We start from the raw sequence: 20,060 nt of genomic DNA, 5'->3' as shown, positions 1-20,060 counted from the left end.
AACTCACTATCAGAGTCGTTCTTATAACTATTTAATACGCACCATTCCGTTAATGACAACCTCTTTTTCAACCAGGGATCGACTGTGAAATTTCAACCGCTACTGGCCCTGGGCCTGACGATTCTGGCCGCCTCCTCCCAAGCCTTCGGCGGCGCCACACTGGATCGCGTCGAGCAGAAAAAAGAACTGGTTGGCGTGCTGATGGAAAGTTATCCACCGTTCTCGTTTCTCAACGAAGACAACCAGCTCGACGGTTTCGACGTTGATGTCGCCAAAGCCGTGGCGGACAAACTGGGGGTTAAGCTGCGTCTGGAAACGCCGTCCTGGGACGTCATCGCCGCCGGCCGCTGGAGCGGGCGCTACGACATCTGCATCTGCTCGATGACCCCGAGCAAGGCCCGCGCCGAAGTGTTCGATTTCCCGGTCGAGTACTACGCCTCCCCTGCGGTGATCGTGGTCAACGCCAAGGATGACCGCATCCACGGTGCCAAGGACCTGAGCGGTATGAAGGTCGGCCTCACCAGCGCCTCCAGCTACGAAAGTTATCTGAACAAGAATCTGGTCATCGAAGGCGCCGAAGACACGCAGTTGCAGTACCCGTTCGAAGACGTGCAGATCGCACCGTACGATACCGACAACGTTGCCTTCCAGGACCTGGGCCTGGGGGCCGGTGTGCGTCTGGACGCGATCCTCACCAACCTCGTCACCGCGCAGCCACGCCTGAACGAAGACAAACGCTTCAAACTGGCCGGTGCGCCGCTGTATTCGGAACCGAATTCGGTGGCCATCGAAAAGGGTGACGCCCAGTGGGATGCCAAAGTGCGCGAGGTGTTTGCGCAGCTCAAGCAGGACGGCACCCTGAGCAAGCTCTCACAAAAATGGATCGGCGCCGACATCAGTCAATGACTTCTTTCCCGACACCTCCACAGCCACCGCAACCGGTGGCTGCATCACGCCTGCAACGGCTCTTCGGTTTTCGTACGCGGTTGTACCTGACCTGGGCGGCGATGTTCTGCCTGTGCGCCGGGTTCTTCCTGAGCTTCGACCTGAAGTTCTCGATCATCCTCGACAAGCTGCCCAACCTGGTCGGCCTGAAGCTGGCACCCAATGGCTTCCTGCAAGGCGCGGCGCTGACGTTGTTTCTGTGCGTGTGTTCGATAGTCGCCTCGTCATTGCTGGGCTTCGTCACCGCGTTGGGGCGCTTGTCGAAAAGTGCCGTGGCGTTTGGCATCGCCAGTTTCTACGCTTCGTTTTTTCGCGGCACGCCGCTGCTGATCCAGATCCTGCTGATCTATCTCGGCTTGCCGCAATTGGGCATCGTACCCGGCGCCATCGTTGCCGGGATCATCGCCCTGTCGCTGAACTATGGCGCTTATCTCAGCGAAATTTTCCGCGCCGGCATCCTCGGCGTCCCCTATGGTCAACGCGAAGCGTCACTGGCGCTGGGCATGCGGGAGTCGGTGATTTTCTGGCGCATCACCCTGCCCCAGGCCATGCGCACGATCATCCCGCCAACCACCAACCAATTCATTTCCATGCTCAAAGACTCGTCGCTGATCTCGGTGATGGGCGTTTGGGAGGTGATGTTTCTGGCGCAGTCGTATGGTCGATCAAGCTATCGCTACATCGAAATGCTCACGACCGCCGCGATCATTTACTGGGTGATGTCGATCGGGCTTGAGCTGATTCAGGCACGCATGGAGCGCCATTACGGCAAGGCTTACGAACGCCGTACCTAAGGTGCTCTGCACTATCACCGACATCATTCTGTAAAACCCCATCGCTATACAGGACGGCCCGCTTATAACAAAAGGCCGTCCGCCCATGCCCTTCTCGCCTCAGCGATTGTCCCTCGCCATCGCCCTGTTGATCGCCACCACGGCCGCTCACGGCAAAACCGTGCAGATCGACAGCGCCACCACGGCTTCGCAAACCCTCGGTGGCAGCGACACGCTGACGATTTCGGCGCCGGGCAGCATCACCAACAGTGGCAAGGCTGTCAGCCTGAAGGACAACACCAGCGGTGTCGGCGTGGTGATCGATAACGCCGGCAACATCATCTCCACTGGCGGCCGGGCCATCGACAGCAGCGGCGACCTGAGCCAGGCACGCAATTACGCCCTCTACAACCGCAGCGGCGGGCAGATCCTCGGTGCCAATGATGCGTTGCGCATCGACAGCAACTTCGTCAGCGGCAGCCTGTTGATCGACAACAGTGGCGTCATTCGCTCCACCACCGGCCAAGGGCTGGACCTGGATGCGCTGCGCAGCGACGGGGTGAAAACCACGATCATCAACCGTGCGGGCGGGCTGATTCGCGGCGAGGCCAGCGACGGCATGAAGACCGGCGCCAATGCGACGATTACCAACTACGGCGAGATCTCGACGGGCGATTCGCACAACGCCGACCAAAAATTCGACGGCATCGATATCGATACCGCCACGGGTGTGTCGATCACCAACGACGGCGTCATTTCCGGCGGCCGCCACGGCATCACCACTGACCTGGGCGCGACACTGGTCAACTACGGACAGATCACCGGGCGCAACGGCTCGGGCTTCGGCTCCGACGGCGATGGTACGGTGATCAACCACGGCACCATTACCGGCGCGTACGCCGGGCTGCAAGCCAACGGTGATGGCGACGGCGTGGACATCGACAAGATCGCCCACATCGAAAACTACGGCACCATTCAAGGCGTTGGCGCGGGCGGTGTCGACAAGGGCGGGTTCGCCAACGGCAGTGAAGGCATCGCCCTGGGCGGCGGCTACATTTTCAACGCCAGCGGCGCCCTGATCAGCGGCGCTAACAGCGCGATCCTGGTAGACGACGGTAGCGACGGCTCGGGGCTGGCGGCAACCACGCTGGAAAACTTCGGCACCGTCCAGGGCCTCGACGGTTTTGGCGTGAAGTTCGTCGGTGAGTTCGCCGACAACGTGGTCAACGGCGGCACCCTCAGCGGCAGCAATGGCCTGGCACTGGATCTGGGCGGTGGCAACGACAGCGTGACCTTGCGCAATGGCAGCCGCTTTATCGGTGTGGTCGATGGCGGCAGCGGTTACGACCGGGTAGTGATGGACGACGTGGCGGGTGGCAGCTTCAGCGACAGTCGCAATTTCGAGTGGCTGGAGGTCAAGCAAGGCGCGTGGACGCTGACCGGTAGCGGCGATTTCAGCGACGGCGGCGCAGTGCGCAACGGCGCGACGCTGATCAACCAGGGCGCTATCGCCGGCAACCTCACCGTGGATGCTGGCGGGGTGTATGCCGGGGGCGGTTCGGTGGGCAGCCTCAACGTCAACGGTACATTGCGCACAGACACGGGCCTGGGCCGCGCGACGATTGTGCGTGACTTGAACATGGGCAGCGCAGCCACCCTCGCCTACGGCGTCAACGCCGACGGCAGCAGCGCGCCAGTACAGGTCGGTGGCACCGCGAATCTCAACGGCGCGACCCTGGCCGTTAATCCCGGCAGCGGCACCTATCCGTGGCAGAGCCATTACACCGTGCTGCAAGCCACGCAGGTCAACGGCACCTTCGGCAAGGTCAGCAGCGATTACGCCTTTCTCACACCCACGCTGGCCTACACGCCAACTCAAGTCGACCTGACATACACCCGTAACGACGTCGCCTTCAAAGATTTCGCCGCCACCGGCAACGGCAGTAGCGCCGCCAACAGTCTGGCCTCAATGGGCAAGCACAACGCGCTATACAACGCCCTGCTCAACACCACCCAAAGCACTGCCGGCGCGGCAATCGAGCAACTGGCCGGGGCCAGCAATGCCAACCTGACCAGCGCCACCCTTGGCGCCAGCAGCCAGGTGGGCAACAGCATGCTCTCGGCGATGCAGCAGATCGGCGGCAGCCCAGGACTGATGGTCGGCCTCGATCAACGCGAAACCCCTGTGCTGGCAGCCAACGGCGTGCCGTCCGAGGCGCGCAACCTGAACGATCCGAACGCTCGCGGCCGCCTCTGGCTGCAAGCCATCGGCGGCTACGGCAAGCTCGACGGCGAACACGGCAGCAGCGGTCTGGAGCAACGCTCAAAGGGCAGCGTGCTCGGTGCCGACTGGTCGCTGAATTCAGCATGGCGATTGGGCGTATTGGGCGGTTATTCGAAAACCGATCTGGACGCCACAGGCGTCGATGGCAATGTCGAGAGCTGGCACGCCGGCGTTTATGCCCTGCATCAGAACGGCCCGCTCTCACTGCGCCTCGGCGCGGCGTACAGCGGCCATCAAGGCGAAAGCAAACGCACCATCGCTTTCAACGGTTTCAGTGATCGCCCCAAAGGCGACTATGACGCCGACAGCCAGCAAGCCTTCGCCGAACTCGGTTACGCCATGGGCAGCGGCCGCCTCAGCGCCGAACCATTCGCCAGCCTCGGCTACCAGCGCTACCACCGCGACAGCTACCGGGAAAAGGGCGGCGCCGCTGCGCTGCAAGTCGACAGCCAGACCCAGGACAACTTCAGCAGCACCTTCGGCCTGCGCCTGGCGCACCTGAGCAGTCTGGACAACGGCATGAGCCTGACGCCACGCATGGCGGCGGGCTGGAAACACACTTACGGCGACGTCAGCAGCTCGACGCGCCAGGCCTTTGTGGTGGGCGGCACGGCGTTCAATGTGGACGGCAGTTCTTTGGATCGGGACAGTCTGGTGCTGGAGGCCGGGCTGGACGTGGGGATTTCTGCTCGGCATACGCTGGGGGTGGGGTATAGCGGCGAAATCGGCAGCAACAGCCGTAATCACGGAATGATCGGGCAGTGGCAGATGAGTTTTTGATCGTTGAATAGCCAGTGTGGTCTTGATTAGTCGTAGGAAAAGGAGCCGGTACAGTCGCGTAAAAATACCGGTTCCGGATATAGCGGAAGATTTCGACAAAATGACGCGACAGCGCCTGCAAAACGGCGGGAAGTAGCCGACATCAAAATTTTTGCTGCGTCCCTAGAGTTTGGCCTTCTTTCAAAAAAGGCCTTGCTTGATGCTCATTCAACACACATTCAAACCACAACACTTGGCTTTAGCCATTGCGTTGGCGCTGGGCTGCGCAAAGATTGCAAACGCCCAGCAACTACCTGAAGCCTCTGACGCTGCGTCCACCGCGCAGGTGCCAGAACAGCCCGAAGACACCGTCTATGCAGAATCTCTTGGGAGGATTAAGGACTTTATCAACGATAAAGCGACCGTTCCGATTGCCTTCAATACACCCCAGAGCACTTTTCGAGGAACGGAACTCAACGATTTGATCGCTCTTCAAGACGACGCAAGCTTCACGGGGCAGTTGGATGGTGGCAAGGGGGACAACATGCTGCTACTGGATATCTCCGAGGGGGGCACGCTGAAAGACACCCGCAATTTCAATGCACTGTTTCTCGTACGCGGAGACTGGACGCTGAGCACAAAGGGAGACTTCAACCAAGGCGTGCTGGTAACACACAACGGTGCGCTGACCAACCAGGGCACCATCAGCGGTGGGGCGGTTACCGCTGGCAAACTCTTCAACAATGGAAGCATAAAAGGGGATGTCTATGTCGAGAACGGCGGCAGCTTTGCGGGTAAGGGCTCGGTAGGAAACTTGCACGTTAACGGCCTGCTCATGGTCAATGGATTGCATGGTAGCCCTCGAGTGAAAGGCAGTTTGAGCCTATCCCCGAATGCTGAACTGTCTTATGAGGTCGCCCCCGGCAGCAGTGGTCAAACGATCAAGGTAGACGGCACTGCCAAACTTGAAGGCGCCACCTTGAAAGTCGTTGCAGTTGCAGGGGAATACCCGCAAAGCAGCCAGTACAAAATCATCGAAGCCAGCAAGGTTGAAGGTCAGTTCGGCACGATACTGAACGATCTGGCGTTCATGACAGCCACACCTCAATACAACAAAAAATCTGTGGGACTGACCTACGCACGCAACGAGGTATCCCTGCCTAGCGTGGCCACCACCGACAACGGTCGTGCAGTAGCCGAAAGTATTGAAGAGCCATCGATCCCGGATCGACCACCGATATCAGCACCACTGCCGACAACAACGGCCGTACTGGCGACAAGTCCATCTTCCACGTCAGAAGAAGCACCCATTTCAGAAGACGCGGTGGCGGTGCGTGCCGCCCCTGTCGCCACACCGCCAGCCCCTCAAACAGCGGCCCCCCAAAACGCTGCGGTCGTCGCACTGTTGGCTAGCGACAAAAGCACCGCACCGATTGCCATCGAGCAGTTGGCCGCCGGCAGCAACGCCAACCTCGCCAAAGCCACATTGAGCAGCGTCACGCCCGTGAGCGCGAGCATGCTTTCGGCCATGCGCCAACTGGATAGCCGCTCGGGCGCTGCGTCTGGCTCTGGCAGTTCACCCCGGCAGGCGGCCGGCAGTGCAGACTCCGGACGCGTCTGGGTTCAGGCCATCGGCCATGGTGGCAAGGTCGATCGCGATCACGACAGCACCCTGAAACACGCCACCCAGGGTCTGGTCATGGGCGCGGATTGGCGACTCGATGAGCAATGGCATATCGGCCTGCTGGGCGGTAAATCCCAGACGAAACTGGATGCCCGCCAGTACGATGGCGACCTCGACAGCTGGCACCTCGGCGCCTATGCCGTGCGCCAGGACGGGCCACTGGCCCTGCGCCTCGGGGCGACCTACGCCAGCCATGACGGCAGCAGCAAACGTCGAGTGGTGTTCAAGGGCTTCAGCGACCGCCTGAAGGGCAACTACGACGCCAACACCCAGCAGGCCTTTGCCGAACTGGGCTTCAATTTCGGCCATAACAACGTGACACTCGAACCGTTCGCCAGCCTCGGCTATCAGCGTTATCAACGTGACAGCTACAGCGAAAAAGGCGGCGATGCGGCGCTGAAGGTGTTCGGGCAAACCCGCGACAACCTCAGCAGCATCTTCGGCCTGCGTGCAGCGAAAATCAGCCGACTGGACAACGGCATGAGCCTGACGCCGCGATTCGCCGCCGGCTGGAAACATACCTTCGGCGAACTCGACAGCGATGCCCGCCAACAACTGCTCAAGGGTGGGAAACGCTTTGAAGTGGCCGGTGCCGCGCTGGATCGAAACAGTCTGGGCGTCGATGCTGGCCTCGACCTTGGCCTGTCGGCCAACCACACCTTTGGGCTAGGCATCACGGGGGATTTCGGAACCGAAAGCCGTACTCACAGTGTGATGGGCCAGTGGCGAATGGCGTTCTGATGGTCTGAACACTGTCCCTGTGGGAGATTGCTCGCGAAGAGGGAGTGTCAGTCGACATGATCTGTGACTGATACACCGCATTCGCGAGCAAGCCCGCTCCCACACGGGATTTGCGTGATTCAGTCAAAACCCGGACGAAAAAAAGGGGAGCACATGCCCCCCCGAGGTTTAAAGCGTTGTACCGAGGCTGTTATCTCAGCCTTCGATCTCGATCAGGATTTCACCCGGATTGACCCGGTCGCCCTTGGCCACATGAATCGCCGTGACCTTACCGGCAACAGCGGCCTGGACTTCGGTTTCCATCTTCATGGCTTCGGTAATCAACACCGCTTGGCCGGCCTTGACGGTATCGCCCTCCTTGACCAGCACGTCGACGATGTTGCCCGGCATGGTGGTGCTGACGTGGCCCGGCGCCGAGGCTTGCTTGCGCTTGCTGCTGCCACCGCCGACGAATTCGTTGAGCGGTTCGAACACCACTTCTTCCGGCATGCCGTCGATGGACAGGTAGAAGTGACGCTTGCCTTCAGCCTTGACGCCAACACCGGTGATGTCGACGCGGTAGGTTTCGCCGTGAACGTCGATGACGAACTCGGTCGGCACACCTTCGCCGCCCGACGACGCGACTTTGCCGGCTTCAGGAATCGGCAACAGCACCTCCGGCGTGAGGGTGCCGGCGGCTCGCTCTTCGAGGAACTTGCGACCGATTTCCGGGAACATGGCGAAGGTCAACACGTCTTCTTCGGACTTGGCCAGTGCGCCGATATCGGCTCGCAGCTTGGTCATTTCCGGCTTGAGCAGATCGGCCGGACGTACGTCGATCACTTCTTCGCTGCCGATGGCCTGACGACGCAGTTTCTCGTTGACCACGCCCGGCGCTTTGCCGTAGCCACCCTGCAAATACAGCTTCACTTCGTTGGTGATGGTCTTGTAGCGCTCGCCGGCCAGCACGTTGAAGAACGCCTGAGTGCCGACGATCTGCGAAGTCGGGGTCACCAGCGGTGGGTAGCCGAGGTCCTCACGCACACGCGGGATTTCCGCCAGCACTTCGGCCATGCGGTTCAGGGCGCCCTGCTCTTTCAACTGGTTGGCGAGGTTGGAGATCATCCCGCCCGGCACCTGGTTGACTTGAACGCGAGTGTCGACCGCTGTGAATTCGCTTTCAAACTGGTGGTACTTCTTGCGCACGGCATAGAAGTACAGACCGATCTCTTGCAGCAGTTCAAGGTTCAGACCGGTGTCGTACTCGGTGCCTTTAAGAGCGGCGACCATCGACTCGGTGCCCGGATGGCTGGTGCCCGAGGCGAAGCTGGAGATTGCGGTGTCGATGTGGTCGGCACCGTTTTCGATTGCCTTGAGCTGGCACATGGCAGCCAGACCGGCCGTGTCGTGGGAGTGGATGAACACGGGCAGCGACTGTTCGGCTTTCAACGCCCTGACCAACTCACCCGTGGCGTACGGGGTCAGCAGACCGGCCATGTCCTTGATCGCCACCGAGTCGCAACCCATGGCTTCCATTTGCTTGGCCTGCGCCACAAAGGCGTCGATGGTGTGCACCGGGCTGGTGGTGTAAGCGATGGTGCCCTGGGCATGTTTGCCCGCCGCTTTCACCGCTTCGATGGCCACGCGCAAGTTACGCACGTCGTTCATCGCGTCGAAGATGCGGAACACGTCGATACCGTTGACTGCGGCCTTGGCGACGAAGGCTTTGACCACGTCGTCGCTGTAGTGGCGGTAGCCGAGCAGGTTCTGCCCGCGCAGGAGCATTTGCAGACGCGTGTTAGGCAGCGCGGCGCGCAGTTGGCGCAGGCGCTCCCACGGGTCTTCTTTCAGAAAGCGTACGCAGGCGTCGAAGGTCGCGCCGCCCCAGCATTCCAGCGACCAGTAGCCGACTTTGTCGAGCTTGTCGCAGATCGGCAGCATGTCTTCGGTGCGCATGCGGGTGGCGAGCAGCGATTGGTGGGCGTCGCGCAGGATGGTGTCGGTTACAAAAATCTTTTTGGTCATTGTTCTATTCCTCACAGGCCTGCGTGGGCGGCGATGGCGGCGGCGATGGCCAGGGCCAGCTCTTCGGGTTTGCGCTTGATCGAGTAGTTGGTCAGTTCAGGATGGCTTTCAACGAAGCTGGTATTGAACTGGCCGCTACGGAATTCCGGGTTGCGCAGGATTTCCTGGTAGTACGCGGCAGTGGTCTTCACGCCTTGCAGACGCATGTCGTCGAGTGCGCGCAGGCCACGGTCCATCGCCTCTTCCCAGGTCAGTGCCCACACAACCAGCTTCAGGCACATGGAGTCGTAGTAAGGCGGAATGGTGTAGCCGGTGTAGATCGCCGTGTCGGTACGCACGCCCGGGCCACCCGGGGCGTAGTAACGAGTGATCTTGCCGAAGCTCGGCAGGAAGTTGTTTTTCGGGTCTTCGGCGTTGATGCGAAACTGCAACGCAAAACCACGGTGCTGAATGTCTTCCTGCTTCACCGACAGCGGCAGGCCGGAAGCGATGCGAATCTGCTCACGGACGATGTCGATCCCGGTGATTTCTTCGGTGATGGTGTGCTCCACCTGCACCCGGGTGTTCATCTCCATGAAGTACACCTCGCCCTCGGCGAGCAGAAACTCCACGGTGCCAGCATTCTCATAGCCCACAGCCTTGGCCGCACGCACCGACAGGTCGCCGATGTAGGCGCGCTGTTCCGGGGTCAGTTGCGGGCTCGGGGCGATTTCGATCAGCTTCTGGTTGCGGCGCTGGATCGAGCAGTCACGCTCGAACAGGTGCACCACGTTGCCAAAGCTGTCGCCGAGGATCTGCGCTTCGATGTGCTTGGGATTGACGATGCATTTTTCCAGGAACACTTGCGCCGAACCGAAGGCCTTGGTGGCTTCGGAGATAACGCGAGGGAAGTTCTGTTCGAGTTCTTCGCGGCTGTTGCAGCGCCGGATACCGCGGCCACCGCCACCGGAAGTGGCTTTGAGCATTACCGGGTAGCCGATGCGGTCGCCTTCAGTGAGGGCTTCTTCAATACCCGATACGTTGCCTTCGGTGCCTGGGGTGACCGGTACGCCGGCCTTGATCATGCTGCGGCGCGCTTCGGTCTTGTCGCCCATGCGGCGGATGACTTCTGCCGAGGGGCCAATGAATTTAATACCGCGTTCGGCGCAGATGTCTGCCAGTTCAGCGTTTTCCGAAAGGAAACCGTAACCGGGGTGCAGTGCATCGCAACCGGTTTCAACCGCCAGGTTCACCAGTTTGCGCGGGTTCAGATAACCGGCCAGTGGCTCCGCACCGATGCTGTAGGCCTCGTCCGCACGCTTCACATGCAAGGCATGGCGGTCGGCGTCGGAAAAAATCGCAACCGAGCGAATGCCCATTTCGGCGCAGGCTCGCACGATTCGTACGGCAATCTCACCACGGTTGGCGATCAGGATCTTTGTTATCACTTGGAGGTTCCCTTGAGCCGGTGGCACCACGACCTGCTAGACCCAGGTCGACGCGTGACCAAATGTTTCAATTTAGTCGCGACTCCACACTAGCGCTCGAAAGGAATTAACAAAAATGAATAAAAATTGGGTCAGGCATAAGCAAAGACTTATAGTTGAAGCACTCGCCAGCCTTCAGAGCCTGTAAAAAATGCGTAAGTCCCTGATGCGTATGACATTGCGTCAATTGCAGATCTTCAACGAAGTGTGTGATTTGCGCTCCTACAGCCGCGCGGCGGATGAAATGTCTCTCACGCAACCGGCCGTCAGCCTTCAGATTCGTCAGCTCGAGGAGCTGATCGGGCAGCCATTATTCGATTACGTCGGCAAAAAACTCTACATGACCGAAGCCGCCGAAGCTCTGCAGCGCGCCAGCCGGGACATTTTCGGGCGCCTGGAAAACCTCGATATGCAGCTGTCGGACATGCAGGGTTCACTGCAAGGCCAACTGAAACTGGCCGTGGAATCCAGCGCCAAGTATTTCGTACCGCACCTGTTCGCCGCCTTCAAGCGTCAGCACCCGGAGGTGAACCTGCAACTGACCGTGGTCAACCGTGGCCAGGTCATTCGGCGCCTCTCGGATAACCGTGACGACCTGGTGATCATGTCGATGGTGCCTCAGGACATGGGCCTGGAGTTCCTGCCATTCCTCAACAACCCGATTGTTGCCGTGGCCCGCCCGGATCATCCGCTGGCGCACTTGGGGACGTTGCGCTTGCAGGATCTGGAGCCTTACACCTTGCTGATCCGCGAACCGGGCTCAGGTACACGACTGGCCTGCGAGGAATACTTCAAAGAGAAACGCGTGCACTTCACCCAGACTCAGGAAGTGGCCTCGGCCGAAGCTCAGCGCGAATGCGTGGTGGCGGGCCTGGGCGTGGCGCTGTTGACGCGCCACGCCCTGAACCTGGAGCTGGCGACCGGTGGCCTGGTCGAGCTGCCGGTCGAAGAGTTGCCACTGTTTCGCAGTTGGTGCCTGGTGCAAGCCAAAGCCAAACGGCTGTCACCGGTGGCACACGCCTTCCTGGCGTTTATCCGCAGCGAACGGGCACAGATCAGCGCGCTGGTTGAACGCTTCGACGGGAAGCTGCCGGTGCCGCGTGCCAGTAGTTGAGTTTGCCTTCCTCGGGAAAATCTCCGATCTGGGCCTGAAGCTGGCGGAGTTCGAAGCGATCTTCGATGGCACGGCGAAATTCCATGCGGCGCTGATCTTCCTGCTGACGACGGGTTTTCGCTGCGCTGTTGCGTTCTTCGTAGGGCTGAGCCATTTCGAGTCTCCCAAGGCGAGTACGGGAGTTTCACGATAGGCGCGGGGGATGACGGTTTGGCTTCGCGGGGATGACAGTGCGATGAAAGTTTCGCAGGGCGAGGGTGTTTTAGGGAATGCCTTCGCGAGCAAGCCCGCTCCCACAGTGGATCTGCCGCGAACACACCTCTTGTGTCCTGGGGATCAAATGTGGGCGCGACCTTGCTTTAGTCGTCTAAGGCTTTCACAGCTTTTGGTGAGAGCCGCAAGCTGCGCAGGCTGCGCTTCACGCTCTTGAGGTGGTTGACCAGACTCGGCCCCCGCGCCATGGCCACGCCCATCGCCAAGACGTCGATGACCACCAGATGCGCAATGCGCGAAGTCAGCGGCGTATAGATTTCGGTGTCTTCATGCACATCGATCGCCAGATTGACCGTGGACAATTCAGCCAACGGCGTCTGGCTCGGGCACAACGTGATCAGTGACGCGCCGCTCTCGCGCACCAGGTTGGCAGTAATCAGCAAATCCTTCGAACGCCCGGACTGGGAAATGCAGATCGCCACGTCGGTCGGCTTCAACGTCACCGCCGACATCGCTTGCATGTGCGGGTCGGAATACGCCGCCGCCGTCAGCAGCAAGCGGAAGAACTTGTGCTGCGCGTCCGCCGCCACGGCGCCCGATGCGCCAAAGCCATAGAACTCGACGCGCTGGGCCTGGGACATCAGCGTCACTGCGCGCTGCAGTTCCACCGGATCGAGCTTCTCGCGAACCTCCATCAGGGTGTGCAACGTCGTGTCGAAAATCTTCAGGCTGTAATCGGCGACCGAGTCGTCCTCATGGATCGCGAACTGGCCGAAACTGGCACCGGCGGCCAGGCTCTGCGCCAGTTTGAGTTTCAGATCCTGAAACCCGGAGCAACCGATGGCACGGCAAAAACGCACGATGGTTGGCTCGCTGATGCCGACGCTGTGGGCCAGGTCGGCCATGGAACTGTGCATCACCGCCGCAGGGTCAAGCAGCACGTGGTCGGCGACCTTGAGCTCCGACTTGCGTAACAGGTGACGTGATTGGGCGATGTGTTGCAGCAGATTCACGGGGCTGGACTCTTCTTATGGTCGGGGATGTAGCAAGCTTGTAGTTATACTACATGAATCGGCTTTTTGCCTGCTCAATGCGTAACTCCATGCCCCCATATCAGGCGCGATGGCATACATGTAGCCCTTAAAACGTATTGTCCTGTTCGCGCAAAAGCCCGGCCAGATCGGCAGCTTCCACCGGTCGACTGATCAGATAGCCTTGCACTTCATCACAATGCTCGGCACGCAAAAATTCCAGTTGCTCCTGCCGCTCGACCCCCTCGGCCACCACTTTCAGCGACAACCCATGGGCCATGGCGATGATCGCCCGGGTGATCGCCGCGTCTTCACTGCCCTCCCCCAAACCCCGGATAAACGCCTGATCGATCTTCACGTAATCCACCGGGATGCGCTTGAGGTAACTGAGCGACGAATAGCCTGTGCCGAAATCATCAATCGCCAGTTTCACCCCCAGATCGCGCAGTTGCTGGAAGGTCGCGATGATGTGTTCGACGCTGTCGAGCAACTGGCTCTCGGTCAGTTCCAGTTCGAGGTAGTGCGGCGCCAGCCCGGTTTCTTCCAGCACCTGGCGCACCAGACTGACCAGTTTGCCTTGGCGCAACTGGTGCACCGACAGGTTCACCGAAACACGGATCGGCGCCAGCCCCTGACGCTGCCATTCGCACGCCTGCCAGCAGGCCTGGCGCAGCACGAATTCGCCGATCGGCCCGATCAGCCCGGTTTCTTCGGCCAGACCGATGAAATCCCCCGGCGGCACTCGGCCCATGGTTGGATGATCCCAGCGCACCAGCGCTTCCGCCGCATTCAGGCGTCCGGTCTCCAGGCACAGCTTGGGCTGGTAGAACACCTTCAACTGCTGCTCTTCGATGGCTTTGCGCAACTGGTTTTCCAGTTGCAAGCGCTCAAGGGTGCTGGCCTGCAAGCTGTCGGTATAAAACTGGAAGTTGTTGCCGCCCAAATGTTTGGCATGTTGCATGGCCATGTTCGACTGACTGAGCAGCGCGGAAATCTCCCGCGCATTGTCCGGCAACATGCTGATGCCCATCGATGCACTGACCACCAACTCATGGCCTTCGACCGTCAGCGGCAGGCGCAGTTTGGCCGCCAATCGCGTGGCCACTCGGGCCAGACTCGACAGGTTGCCGTAGGCATCGAAGAGCACCGCAAATTCGTCGCCGGACAACCGGGCAATGGTGTCGGCTTCCGGTAAGGCATTAACCAACCGTCGCGCCATTTTTTGCAGCAACTGGTCAGCGATTTCGTGACCCAGACTGTCATTGAGCAGTTTGAAGCGATCCAGATTGATGTGCAGCAGCGCCAGACTGCGTCGCCCGCCCTGCCGCACCCGTTGATGCGCTTCGTGCAGGCGTTCGCGGAACAGCGAGCGGTTGGCCAGACCTGTGAGTTCGTCGTAATGGGCCAGATAACGCATGCGCTCTTCGGATTCGCGCCGTGCTGACAGATCGGCGAAAAAGCCCACGATATGGCTGACATTTCCCCGACTATCGCGCACCGCGTTAAGTTGTAGCCACTGCGGATACAGCTCACCGTTCTTGCGGGTCTCCACCAGTTCGCCCTGCCAACTGCCGTGCTGTTCCAGCGCATGGCGGATCGCAACGTAATGGCGGCGGGCATCGCGGCTGCACGGCAACTCGACGACGTTACGCCCCAGCATGTCGTCGATGTCGTACCCCGTGACCCGACTGAAGGCCTGATTGATCGCGATCAGCGCGTAGTTCGGATCGAGAATCACGATGCCTTCGCTGGCCGCTTCAAACACGGTCGCCGCCAGTCGCTGCTGTTCTTCAAGGTGTTTACTGGCGCTGATGTCGCGGCGCGTGCCGAGCATGCGGATCACCCGCCCGCTCTCGCTGCGCTCAACGGCGCGACCACGGTCCTCGATCCACACCCAGTGGCCGTCGCCGTGACGCACGCGGTATTCGATCTGGTAGTCCTCGGTGCGGCCCTTCAAATGCTCGATCAGCGCGTGTTTGAGCACCGGCAGGTCTTGCGGGTGCAGCCGCGGCTTGAGGTCGCGCAGGATCGCTGTGACGTATTCCGGGGCGAGGCCGAACAGCTCCTGAATCTGCGTGTGATGGACTTCGTCGGTTTGCAGATTCCAGTCCCACAGCCCCAACTCACTGGCTTTCAACGCCAGTGCCAGGCGCGCCTCGCTTTTGCTCAACGCCTGGTTAGCGGCGTCCAGTTCACGACTGCGCTGGGCGACGCGGTCTTCCAGTTCGACCTGCGCTTCGCGCAATTGGCCCTCGGCACAGCGACGGTGCTCGATTTCCCTGGCCAGCTCCTGATTGAGTTGCTCGCTGCGCGACTGCGTCTGTTGCAGGTGTTCGATCAGGTGCTGATTCTGGAAGCGTCGCAGCAAACCGCGATCGATCAGACGATTGACCTGCCACGCCACCACGCTCAGCGAACCCAGCAGGATCAGCCCCAGCCAACCCCAGCCGCGCGCCTGCTCATCGCCGCCCCAGAACAGAAAACCGATCGCCGGCAGCAGGCACGGCAAGGTAAAGGACAAGAACGCCGGCAGGCTCACGGCATAGGCAACACTGGCCGAGAGGGTCGCGGCGCCGATCAGGCCGAACACCCAGGCTTGCTGCATGAAATTGTCGGCCGGCACCAGAGCGATGCCAGCCCCGGCCAGGGTCAGGCCGGTCATGGTCGAGCCGATCAGGAACATCCGGAACCAGATCGGCTGGGCTTGACGATGGGGAATCGCCGAATCGAACGCGGCCACCTGAATCACCCGTAATGCGACCAGCAACAGCAACCACACCAGCCAGACGCTGACCACGAAGTAACGCTGCGGGCTCCAGAGCAAACCGGCGCAGACCAGACCATTGATCAACATGAACAGCGTGGGCAATAAAGAGCCCTGATACAGCAGGCGTGTGCGCTCGACCGCCATTTCGGTGGCGTAATGCCGGCGAATAACCCGGGGTTCCACAGAGGGGCCCGACAGTTCGGAGCTGAGGGTCATGGGCAACGTTCTTGTTCTTATAAGGAGGGCGTGCGCCCGAAACGTGGACGGAGCATACACAAGCCGATCCTGTTGCCAAACTGCTCCAGATCATAATTTCACGGAAACTTTTCGCCCCCTCGCCACTGAAAAAACCCGCAAAGCGAGGCGGGCTGACGCCTGTAGGCAGTGACCGACCGGTCGTCACTGGCAGGACTTTCATCGGCTAATGCAAAGCTCGGTTTGCCCGGGCCTGCGGCGCGCCCTAGAATGCCCCGATGCGCGATGATCTCTCCCTTCTGCTGAACTCCCTCAACGATGCCCAACGCCAGGCCGTAGCGGCCCCCGTTGGCCGTCAGTTGGTCCTGGCCGGTGCTGGCTCCGGTAAAACCCGAGTGCTGGTGCACCGTATCGCCTGGTTGATCCAGGTCGAAAACGCCTCGCCCCACTCCATTTTGTCGGTGACCTTCACCAACAAGGCCGCTGCCGAGATGCGTCATCGCATCGAGCAGTTGCTGGGTATCAACCCGGCGGGCATGTGGGTCGGCACCTTCCACGGCCTGGCGCACCGCTTGCTGCGGGCACACTGGCAGGAAGCGGGCTTGAGCCAGACTTTCCAGATTCTCGACAGCGACGATCAGCAGCGGCTGGTCAAGCGAGTGATTCGCGAGCTGGGTCTGGACGAACAACGCTGGCCGGCCCGTCAGGCCCAGTGGTTCATCAATGGGCAGAAAGACGAAGGTCTGCGTCCCAAACACATTCAGGCCAGCGGCGATCTGTACCTGGCAACCATGCGCAGCATCTATGAGGCCTACGAGGCGGCTTGCCTGCGTGCCGGCGTCATCGACTTCTCTGAGCTGCTGCTGCGCGCACTCGACCTGTGGCGCGATCATCCGGGCCTGTTGGCGCATTATCAGAAGCGTTTCCGGCACATTCTGGTGGACGAATTCCAGGACACCAACGCCGTGCAGTACGCCTGGTTGCGTCTGCTGGGCAAGGGCGGCGACAGCCTGATGGTGGTTGGCGATGACGACCAGTCGATCTACGGCTGGCGCGGCGCGAAAATCGAAAACATTCATCAGTACTCCTCCGACTTCCCGGATTCGGTGACCATTCGCCTGGAGCAGAACTACCGCTCCACCGCCGGCATCCTAAAGGCCGCCAACGCCCTGATCGCCAACAACACCGGACGCCTGGGTAAAGAGCTGTGGACCGACGGCGGCGATGGCGAGGCGATCAATCTGTACGCCGCGTTCAATGAACACGACGAAGCACGCTACGTTGTCGAAACCATCGAAAGTGCGCTGAAAACCGGCCTGGCACGCAGCGATATCGCGATTCTGTACCGCTCCAATGCCCAATCGCGCGTTCTGGAAGAAGCCTTGCTGCGCGAACGCATTCCGTATCGCATTTACGGCGGCCAGCGCTTCTTCGAGCGGGCGGAAATCAAAAACGCCATGGCCTATCTGCGCTTGCTGGAAGGTCGCGGCAACGATGCGGCACTGGAGCGGGTGATCAACGTCCCGGCCCGCGGCATCGGCGAGAAAACCGTCGAAGCAATCCGCGAGCATGCGCGCCACAGCGATGTGTCGATGTGGGAAGCCATGCGCCAACTGGTCGCCAATAAAGGCCTGACCGGTCGGGCGGCTGGCGCGTTGGGGGCGTTTATCGAGCTGATCGAGAACCTCGCCGCCAAATGCATGGAGATGCCGCTGCATCTGATGACGCAGACCGTCATCGAGCAATCCGGCCTCATCGCCTATCACGAAGCGGAAAAAGGCGAGAAAGGCCAGGCCCGGGTGGAAAACCTTGAAGAACTGGTCAGCGCTGCACGCAACTTCGAGACCACCGAAGAAGACGAAGAACTGTCACCACTGGCGGCATTCCTCGGCCACGCTTCGCTAGAGGCCGGCGACACTCAGGCCGATGAGCATGAAGACAGCATTCAGTTGATGACCCTGCACAGCGCCAAAGGCCTGGAATTCCCTTACGTGTTCCTGGTGGGTATGGAAGAAGGCCTGTTCCCGCACAAGATGAGCCTGGAAGAACCGGGACGCCTTGAGGAAGAACGGCGTCTGGCCTATGTCGGTATCACCCGGGCGATGCAGAATCTGGTGATGACCTATGCTGAAACCCGACGCCTGTACGGCAGCGAAACCTACAACAAGGTGTCGCGTTTCGTACGAGAAGTGCCGAAGGGTCTGATTCAGGAAGTGCGCTTGTCGAACAGCGTCAGCCGACCATTTGGCGGCAACCAGTCGATGAGTGGCAGCAACCTGTTCAGCGGCAGCGAAATTCCGGAAACCGGCTTCAGCCTCGGCCAGACCGTGCGTCACTCGATCTTTGGCGACGGGGTGATCCTGAATTTCGAAGGCGCCGGCGCTCAGGCCAGGGTGCAGGTGAATTTCGGCGAAGGCAGCAAGTGGCTGATGTTGGGCTACGCGAAGCTCGAAGCCATATAAGCCTTACGGCGTCCCTGAGGGAGCGGGCTTGCTCGCGAAAGCGGTCTTTCATTCAACACTGCGTTGACTGACACGCCCTGATCGCGAGCAAGCTCGCGCCCCACAGGGGCTGGCGCTAATCATCGGGATAGCCACATGGGCTCAGGCTTCTTTCCCTCCTGGACATTCTGGGCACTGCTCTCGGCCACTTTTGCCGCGTTGACGGCGATCTTCGCTAAAGTCGGCATCGAAAACGTCAATTCCGACTTCGCCACCCTCCTGCGCACCATCGTGGTACTGGTCAGCCTGGCCTTGATTTTGTACGCCACGGGCCAATATCAGTCATTGGGATCAATATCCGCCAAGAGCTATCTGTTCCTGCTGTTATCCGGCCTGGGCACCGGCGCATCTTGGCTGTGCTATTTCCGGGCGCTAAAGGTCGGCCCGGCCTCGCTGGTGGCTACAGTCGACAAGCTCAGCGTGGTGCTGGTGGCAGTGCTCGGCGTGATCCTGCTGGGCGAGAAACTCGACCTGCGTCAATGGGGTGGAGTCGGTCTGATTACGGCCGGTGTGGTGATGCTGGCGTTTCGTCGCTGAGCAAATTTCTCACTGAACCCATCCCGATTTCCTACAGACAAAAGTACATAGCCTTATTGCCTGGACCAAGCTGAACGTAACCTGTCAGGCAAAAGCCCGAAACACTCTCTCGCTAGCCAGTAACACTTCAGCTGTGCAACATGGCGCGCGTGTCTCCACAAACGGGTATTCCCTTTATGAAACGTTTTCTTAGCATCGCCATGGCGTTGTGCATCGGCCTGACGATGAGCCTCGACGCCAACGCCAAGCGCTTTGGTGGTGGCAAAAGCGCCGGCGCTGCGCCGACGCACCAGACCAGCCAGATGGCTCCCTCTTCCTCAGGCATGGGCGGCGCTGCGGCGACTGCCGGTGCCGCTGGCGCCGCTGCCAAGGCCGGCGGTGCTTCGCGCTGGCTCGGCCCTCTGGCCGGCATTGCCGCCGGTGGCCTGCTCGCATCCATGTTCATGGGCGGCGGCTTCCAGGGCATGCAGATCTTCGACATCCTGATCATGGGCTTGATCGCGTTCGTGATCTTCCGTTTCATCGCCGCTCGTCGCCGCAAGCAGCAAGAGCAATTCGCTCCGGCCGGCGCGCCGATGCAGCGTGAAACGTTCGAGCAAAAGCCTGCGGCCATGGGTTCGATCTTCGGTGGTTCGGCTGCACCGGCTGCCGCCCGTCCGGTAATCAACGCGCCGGCCTGGTTCAACGAACAGAACTTCCTTGAAGCTGCGCGCAGCCACTTCCAGTCGCTGCAGCAGCACTGGGATGCCAACGAAATGGACAAGATCGCCGAGTTCGTGACCCCGCAAATGCTCGAGTTCCTCAAGCGTGAGCGTGCGGATCTGGGCGACGCGTTCCAGTCGACCTACATCGACAACCTCCAGGTGCAACTGGACGGCGTCGATGACCGTGCCGACAAGACTATCGCCACCCTGACTTTCAGCGGTGTGTCGAAGACTTCGCGTTTCGACCAGGGCGAAGTGTTCAGCGAAAGCTGGAACATGGAACGTCCGCAGGGCGACAACCAGCCTTGGCTGGTCGCCGGTATCCGCCAGAACGGCTGATAC

At 60.4% G+C, this 20,060-nt stretch carries 13 protein-coding genes; 8 read left to right on the top strand and 5 right to left on the bottom strand.

Annotated elements, in window-relative coordinates; translation table 11 throughout:
• Nucleotides 1–84: 84 nt before the first annotated feature.
• The 4 genes from AACY02_RS08075 (at nucleotide 85) to AACY02_RS08060 (ending at nucleotide 7,186) form a co-directional block, all read left to right on the top strand.
• Nucleotides 85–906: an ABC transporter substrate-binding protein gene (locus AACY02_RS08075; protein ID WP_339431492.1), complete on the top strand. Its 822-nt coding sequence runs from the start codon at nucleotides 85–87 to the stop codon at nucleotides 904–906.
• Nucleotides 903–1,739 carry an amino acid ABC transporter permease gene (locus AACY02_RS08070; RefSeq protein WP_339431491.1) on the top strand — a complete coding sequence of 279 codons (837 nt, stop codon included), beginning with the start codon at nucleotides 903–905 and terminating at the stop codon, nucleotides 1,737–1,739. The genes AACY02_RS08075 and AACY02_RS08070 overlap by 4 nt, the downstream gene beginning before the upstream one ends.
• Nucleotides 1,740–1,824: 85 nt before the next feature.
• The gene (locus tag AACY02_RS08065; RefSeq protein WP_339431490.1) at nucleotides 1,825–4,782 is read left to right on the top strand and encodes an autotransporter outer membrane beta-barrel domain-containing protein; all 2,958 of its coding nucleotides are present in this window, start codon (nucleotides 1,825–1,827) and stop codon (nucleotides 4,780–4,782) included.
• Nucleotides 4,783–4,981: 199 nt separating this feature from the next.
• Nucleotides 4,982–7,186, top strand: a complete 2,205-nt coding sequence (locus AACY02_RS08060) for an autotransporter outer membrane beta-barrel domain-containing protein (protein WP_339431489.1) — start codon at nucleotides 4,982–4,984, stop codon at nucleotides 7,184–7,186.
• Nucleotides 7,187–7,381: 195 nt separating this feature from the next.
• Here AACY02_RS08060 and oadA read toward each other — a convergent pair whose 3' ends face one another.
• Together oadA and AACY02_RS08050 are read right to left on the bottom strand one after the other, a co-directional pair.
• Nucleotides 7,382–9,190 (bottom strand): sodium-extruding oxaloacetate decarboxylase subunit alpha, encoded by a 1,809-nt coding sequence (gene oadA, locus AACY02_RS08055; protein WP_339431488.1) that lies wholly within the window; start codon nucleotides 9,188–9,190, stop codon nucleotides 7,382–7,384.
• A gap of 11 nt (nucleotides 9,191–9,201) precedes the next feature.
• Nucleotides 9,202–10,617, bottom strand: a complete 1,416-nt coding sequence (locus AACY02_RS08050) for an acetyl-CoA carboxylase biotin carboxylase subunit (protein ID WP_339431487.1) — start codon at nucleotides 10,615–10,617, stop codon at nucleotides 9,202–9,204.
• 190 nt (nucleotides 10,618–10,807) lie between these two features.
• Between AACY02_RS08050 and AACY02_RS08045 the strand changes: the two genes are divergently transcribed.
• On the top strand, nucleotides 10,808–11,770 hold the full coding sequence (locus AACY02_RS08045; protein ID WP_339431486.1) for a LysR family transcriptional regulator: 963 nt from the start codon (nucleotides 10,808–10,810) through the stop codon (nucleotides 11,768–11,770).
• On the opposite strand, the gene AACY02_RS08040 is transcribed toward AACY02_RS08045, so the two are convergent.
• The 3 genes from AACY02_RS08040 to AACY02_RS08030 all read right to left on the bottom strand — a co-directional run bounded on the left by AACY02_RS08040 (nucleotide 11,712) and on the right by AACY02_RS08030 (nucleotide 15,997).
• Nucleotides 11,712–11,924, bottom strand: coding sequence for a PA3496 family putative envelope integrity protein (locus AACY02_RS08040; protein ID WP_221731873.1), 213 nt, complete (start codon nucleotides 11,922–11,924; stop codon nucleotides 11,712–11,714). The two genes, AACY02_RS08045 and AACY02_RS08040, sit on opposite strands and share 59 nt — an antisense overlap.
• A 205-nt stretch (nucleotides 11,925–12,129) precedes the next feature.
• A complete protein-coding gene (gene hexR / locus AACY02_RS08035; protein WP_007962240.1) occupies nucleotides 12,130–12,996 on the bottom strand; it encodes a transcriptional regulator HexR in 867 nt (288 codons plus the stop codon).
• A 127-nt stretch (nucleotides 12,997–13,123) separates the two neighbouring features.
• Nucleotides 13,124–15,997 (bottom strand): putative bifunctional diguanylate cyclase/phosphodiesterase, encoded by a 2,874-nt coding sequence (locus AACY02_RS08030; RefSeq protein WP_339431485.1) that lies wholly within the window; start codon nucleotides 15,995–15,997, stop codon nucleotides 13,124–13,126.
• 257 nt (nucleotides 15,998–16,254) lie between these two features.
• On the opposite strand from AACY02_RS08030, the gene uvrD reads away from it, so the two are divergent.
• From uvrD to AACY02_RS08015, 3 genes are all read left to right on the top strand, one after another.
• Nucleotides 16,255–18,438 (top strand): DNA helicase II, encoded by a 2,184-nt coding sequence (uvrD, locus tag AACY02_RS08025; RefSeq protein ID WP_339431484.1) that lies wholly within the window; start codon nucleotides 16,255–16,257, stop codon nucleotides 18,436–18,438.
• Between the two features lie 135 nt (nucleotides 18,439–18,573).
• Complete coding sequence (locus AACY02_RS08020; protein WP_339431483.1) at nucleotides 18,574–19,014, top strand: EamA family transporter; 441 nt, start codon at nucleotides 18,574–18,576, stop codon at nucleotides 19,012–19,014.
• 176 nt (nucleotides 19,015–19,190) lie between these two features.
• Complete coding sequence (locus AACY02_RS08015) at nucleotides 19,191–20,057, top strand: Tim44 domain-containing protein (protein WP_339431482.1); 867 nt, start codon at nucleotides 19,191–19,193, stop codon at nucleotides 20,055–20,057.
• Nucleotides 20,058–20,060: the final 3 nt, after the last annotated feature.

The organism is Pseudomonas sp. EA_65y_Pfl2_P78 (assembly GCF_963970495.1).
Classification (GTDB): Bacteria; Pseudomonadota; Gammaproteobacteria; order Pseudomonadales; family Pseudomonadaceae; genus Aquipseudomonas; species Aquipseudomonas baetica_A.
Note: the sequence above shows the minus strand (reverse complement) of the source record. Positions and strands in the feature narration are given on the sequence as shown.

What these genes read in the sequence shown, in the direction of transcription:
- AACY02_RS08020 (WP_339431483.1), top strand. Translation starts at nt 18,574, where the DNA reads ATGGGCTCAGGCTTCTTTCCCTCCTGGACATTCTGGGCACTGCTCTCG.
- AACY02_RS08015 (WP_339431482.1), top strand. Translation starts at nt 19,191, where the DNA reads ATGAAACGTTTTCTTAGCATCGCCATGGCGTTGTGCATCGGCCTGACG.
- AACY02_RS08070 (WP_339431491.1), top strand. Translation starts at nt 903, where the DNA reads ATGACTTCTTTCCCGACACCTCCACAGCCACCGCAACCGGTGGCTGCA.
- AACY02_RS08065 (WP_339431490.1), top strand. Translation starts at nt 1,825, where the DNA reads ATGCCCTTCTCGCCTCAGCGATTGTCCCTCGCCATCGCCCTGTTGATC.
- AACY02_RS08045 (WP_339431486.1), top strand. Translation starts at nt 10,808, where the DNA reads ATGCGTAAGTCCCTGATGCGTATGACATTGCGTCAATTGCAGATCTTC.
- AACY02_RS08040 (WP_221731873.1), bottom strand. Translation starts at nt 11,924, where the DNA reads ATGGCTCAGCCCTACGAAGAACGCAACAGCGCAGCGAAAACCCGTCGT.
- uvrD (WP_339431484.1), top strand. Translation starts at nt 16,255, where the DNA reads ATGCGCGATGATCTCTCCCTTCTGCTGAACTCCCTCAACGATGCCCAA.
- AACY02_RS08060 (WP_339431489.1), top strand. Translation starts at nt 4,982, where the DNA reads ATGCTCATTCAACACACATTCAAACCACAACACTTGGCTTTAGCCATT.
- AACY02_RS08030 (WP_339431485.1), bottom strand. Translation starts at nt 15,997, where the DNA reads ATGACCCTCAGCTCCGAACTGTCGGGCCCCTCTGTGGAACCCCGGGTT.
- oadA (WP_339431488.1), bottom strand. Translation starts at nt 9,190, where the DNA reads ATGACCAAAAAGATTTTTGTAACCGACACCATCCTGCGCGACGCCCAC.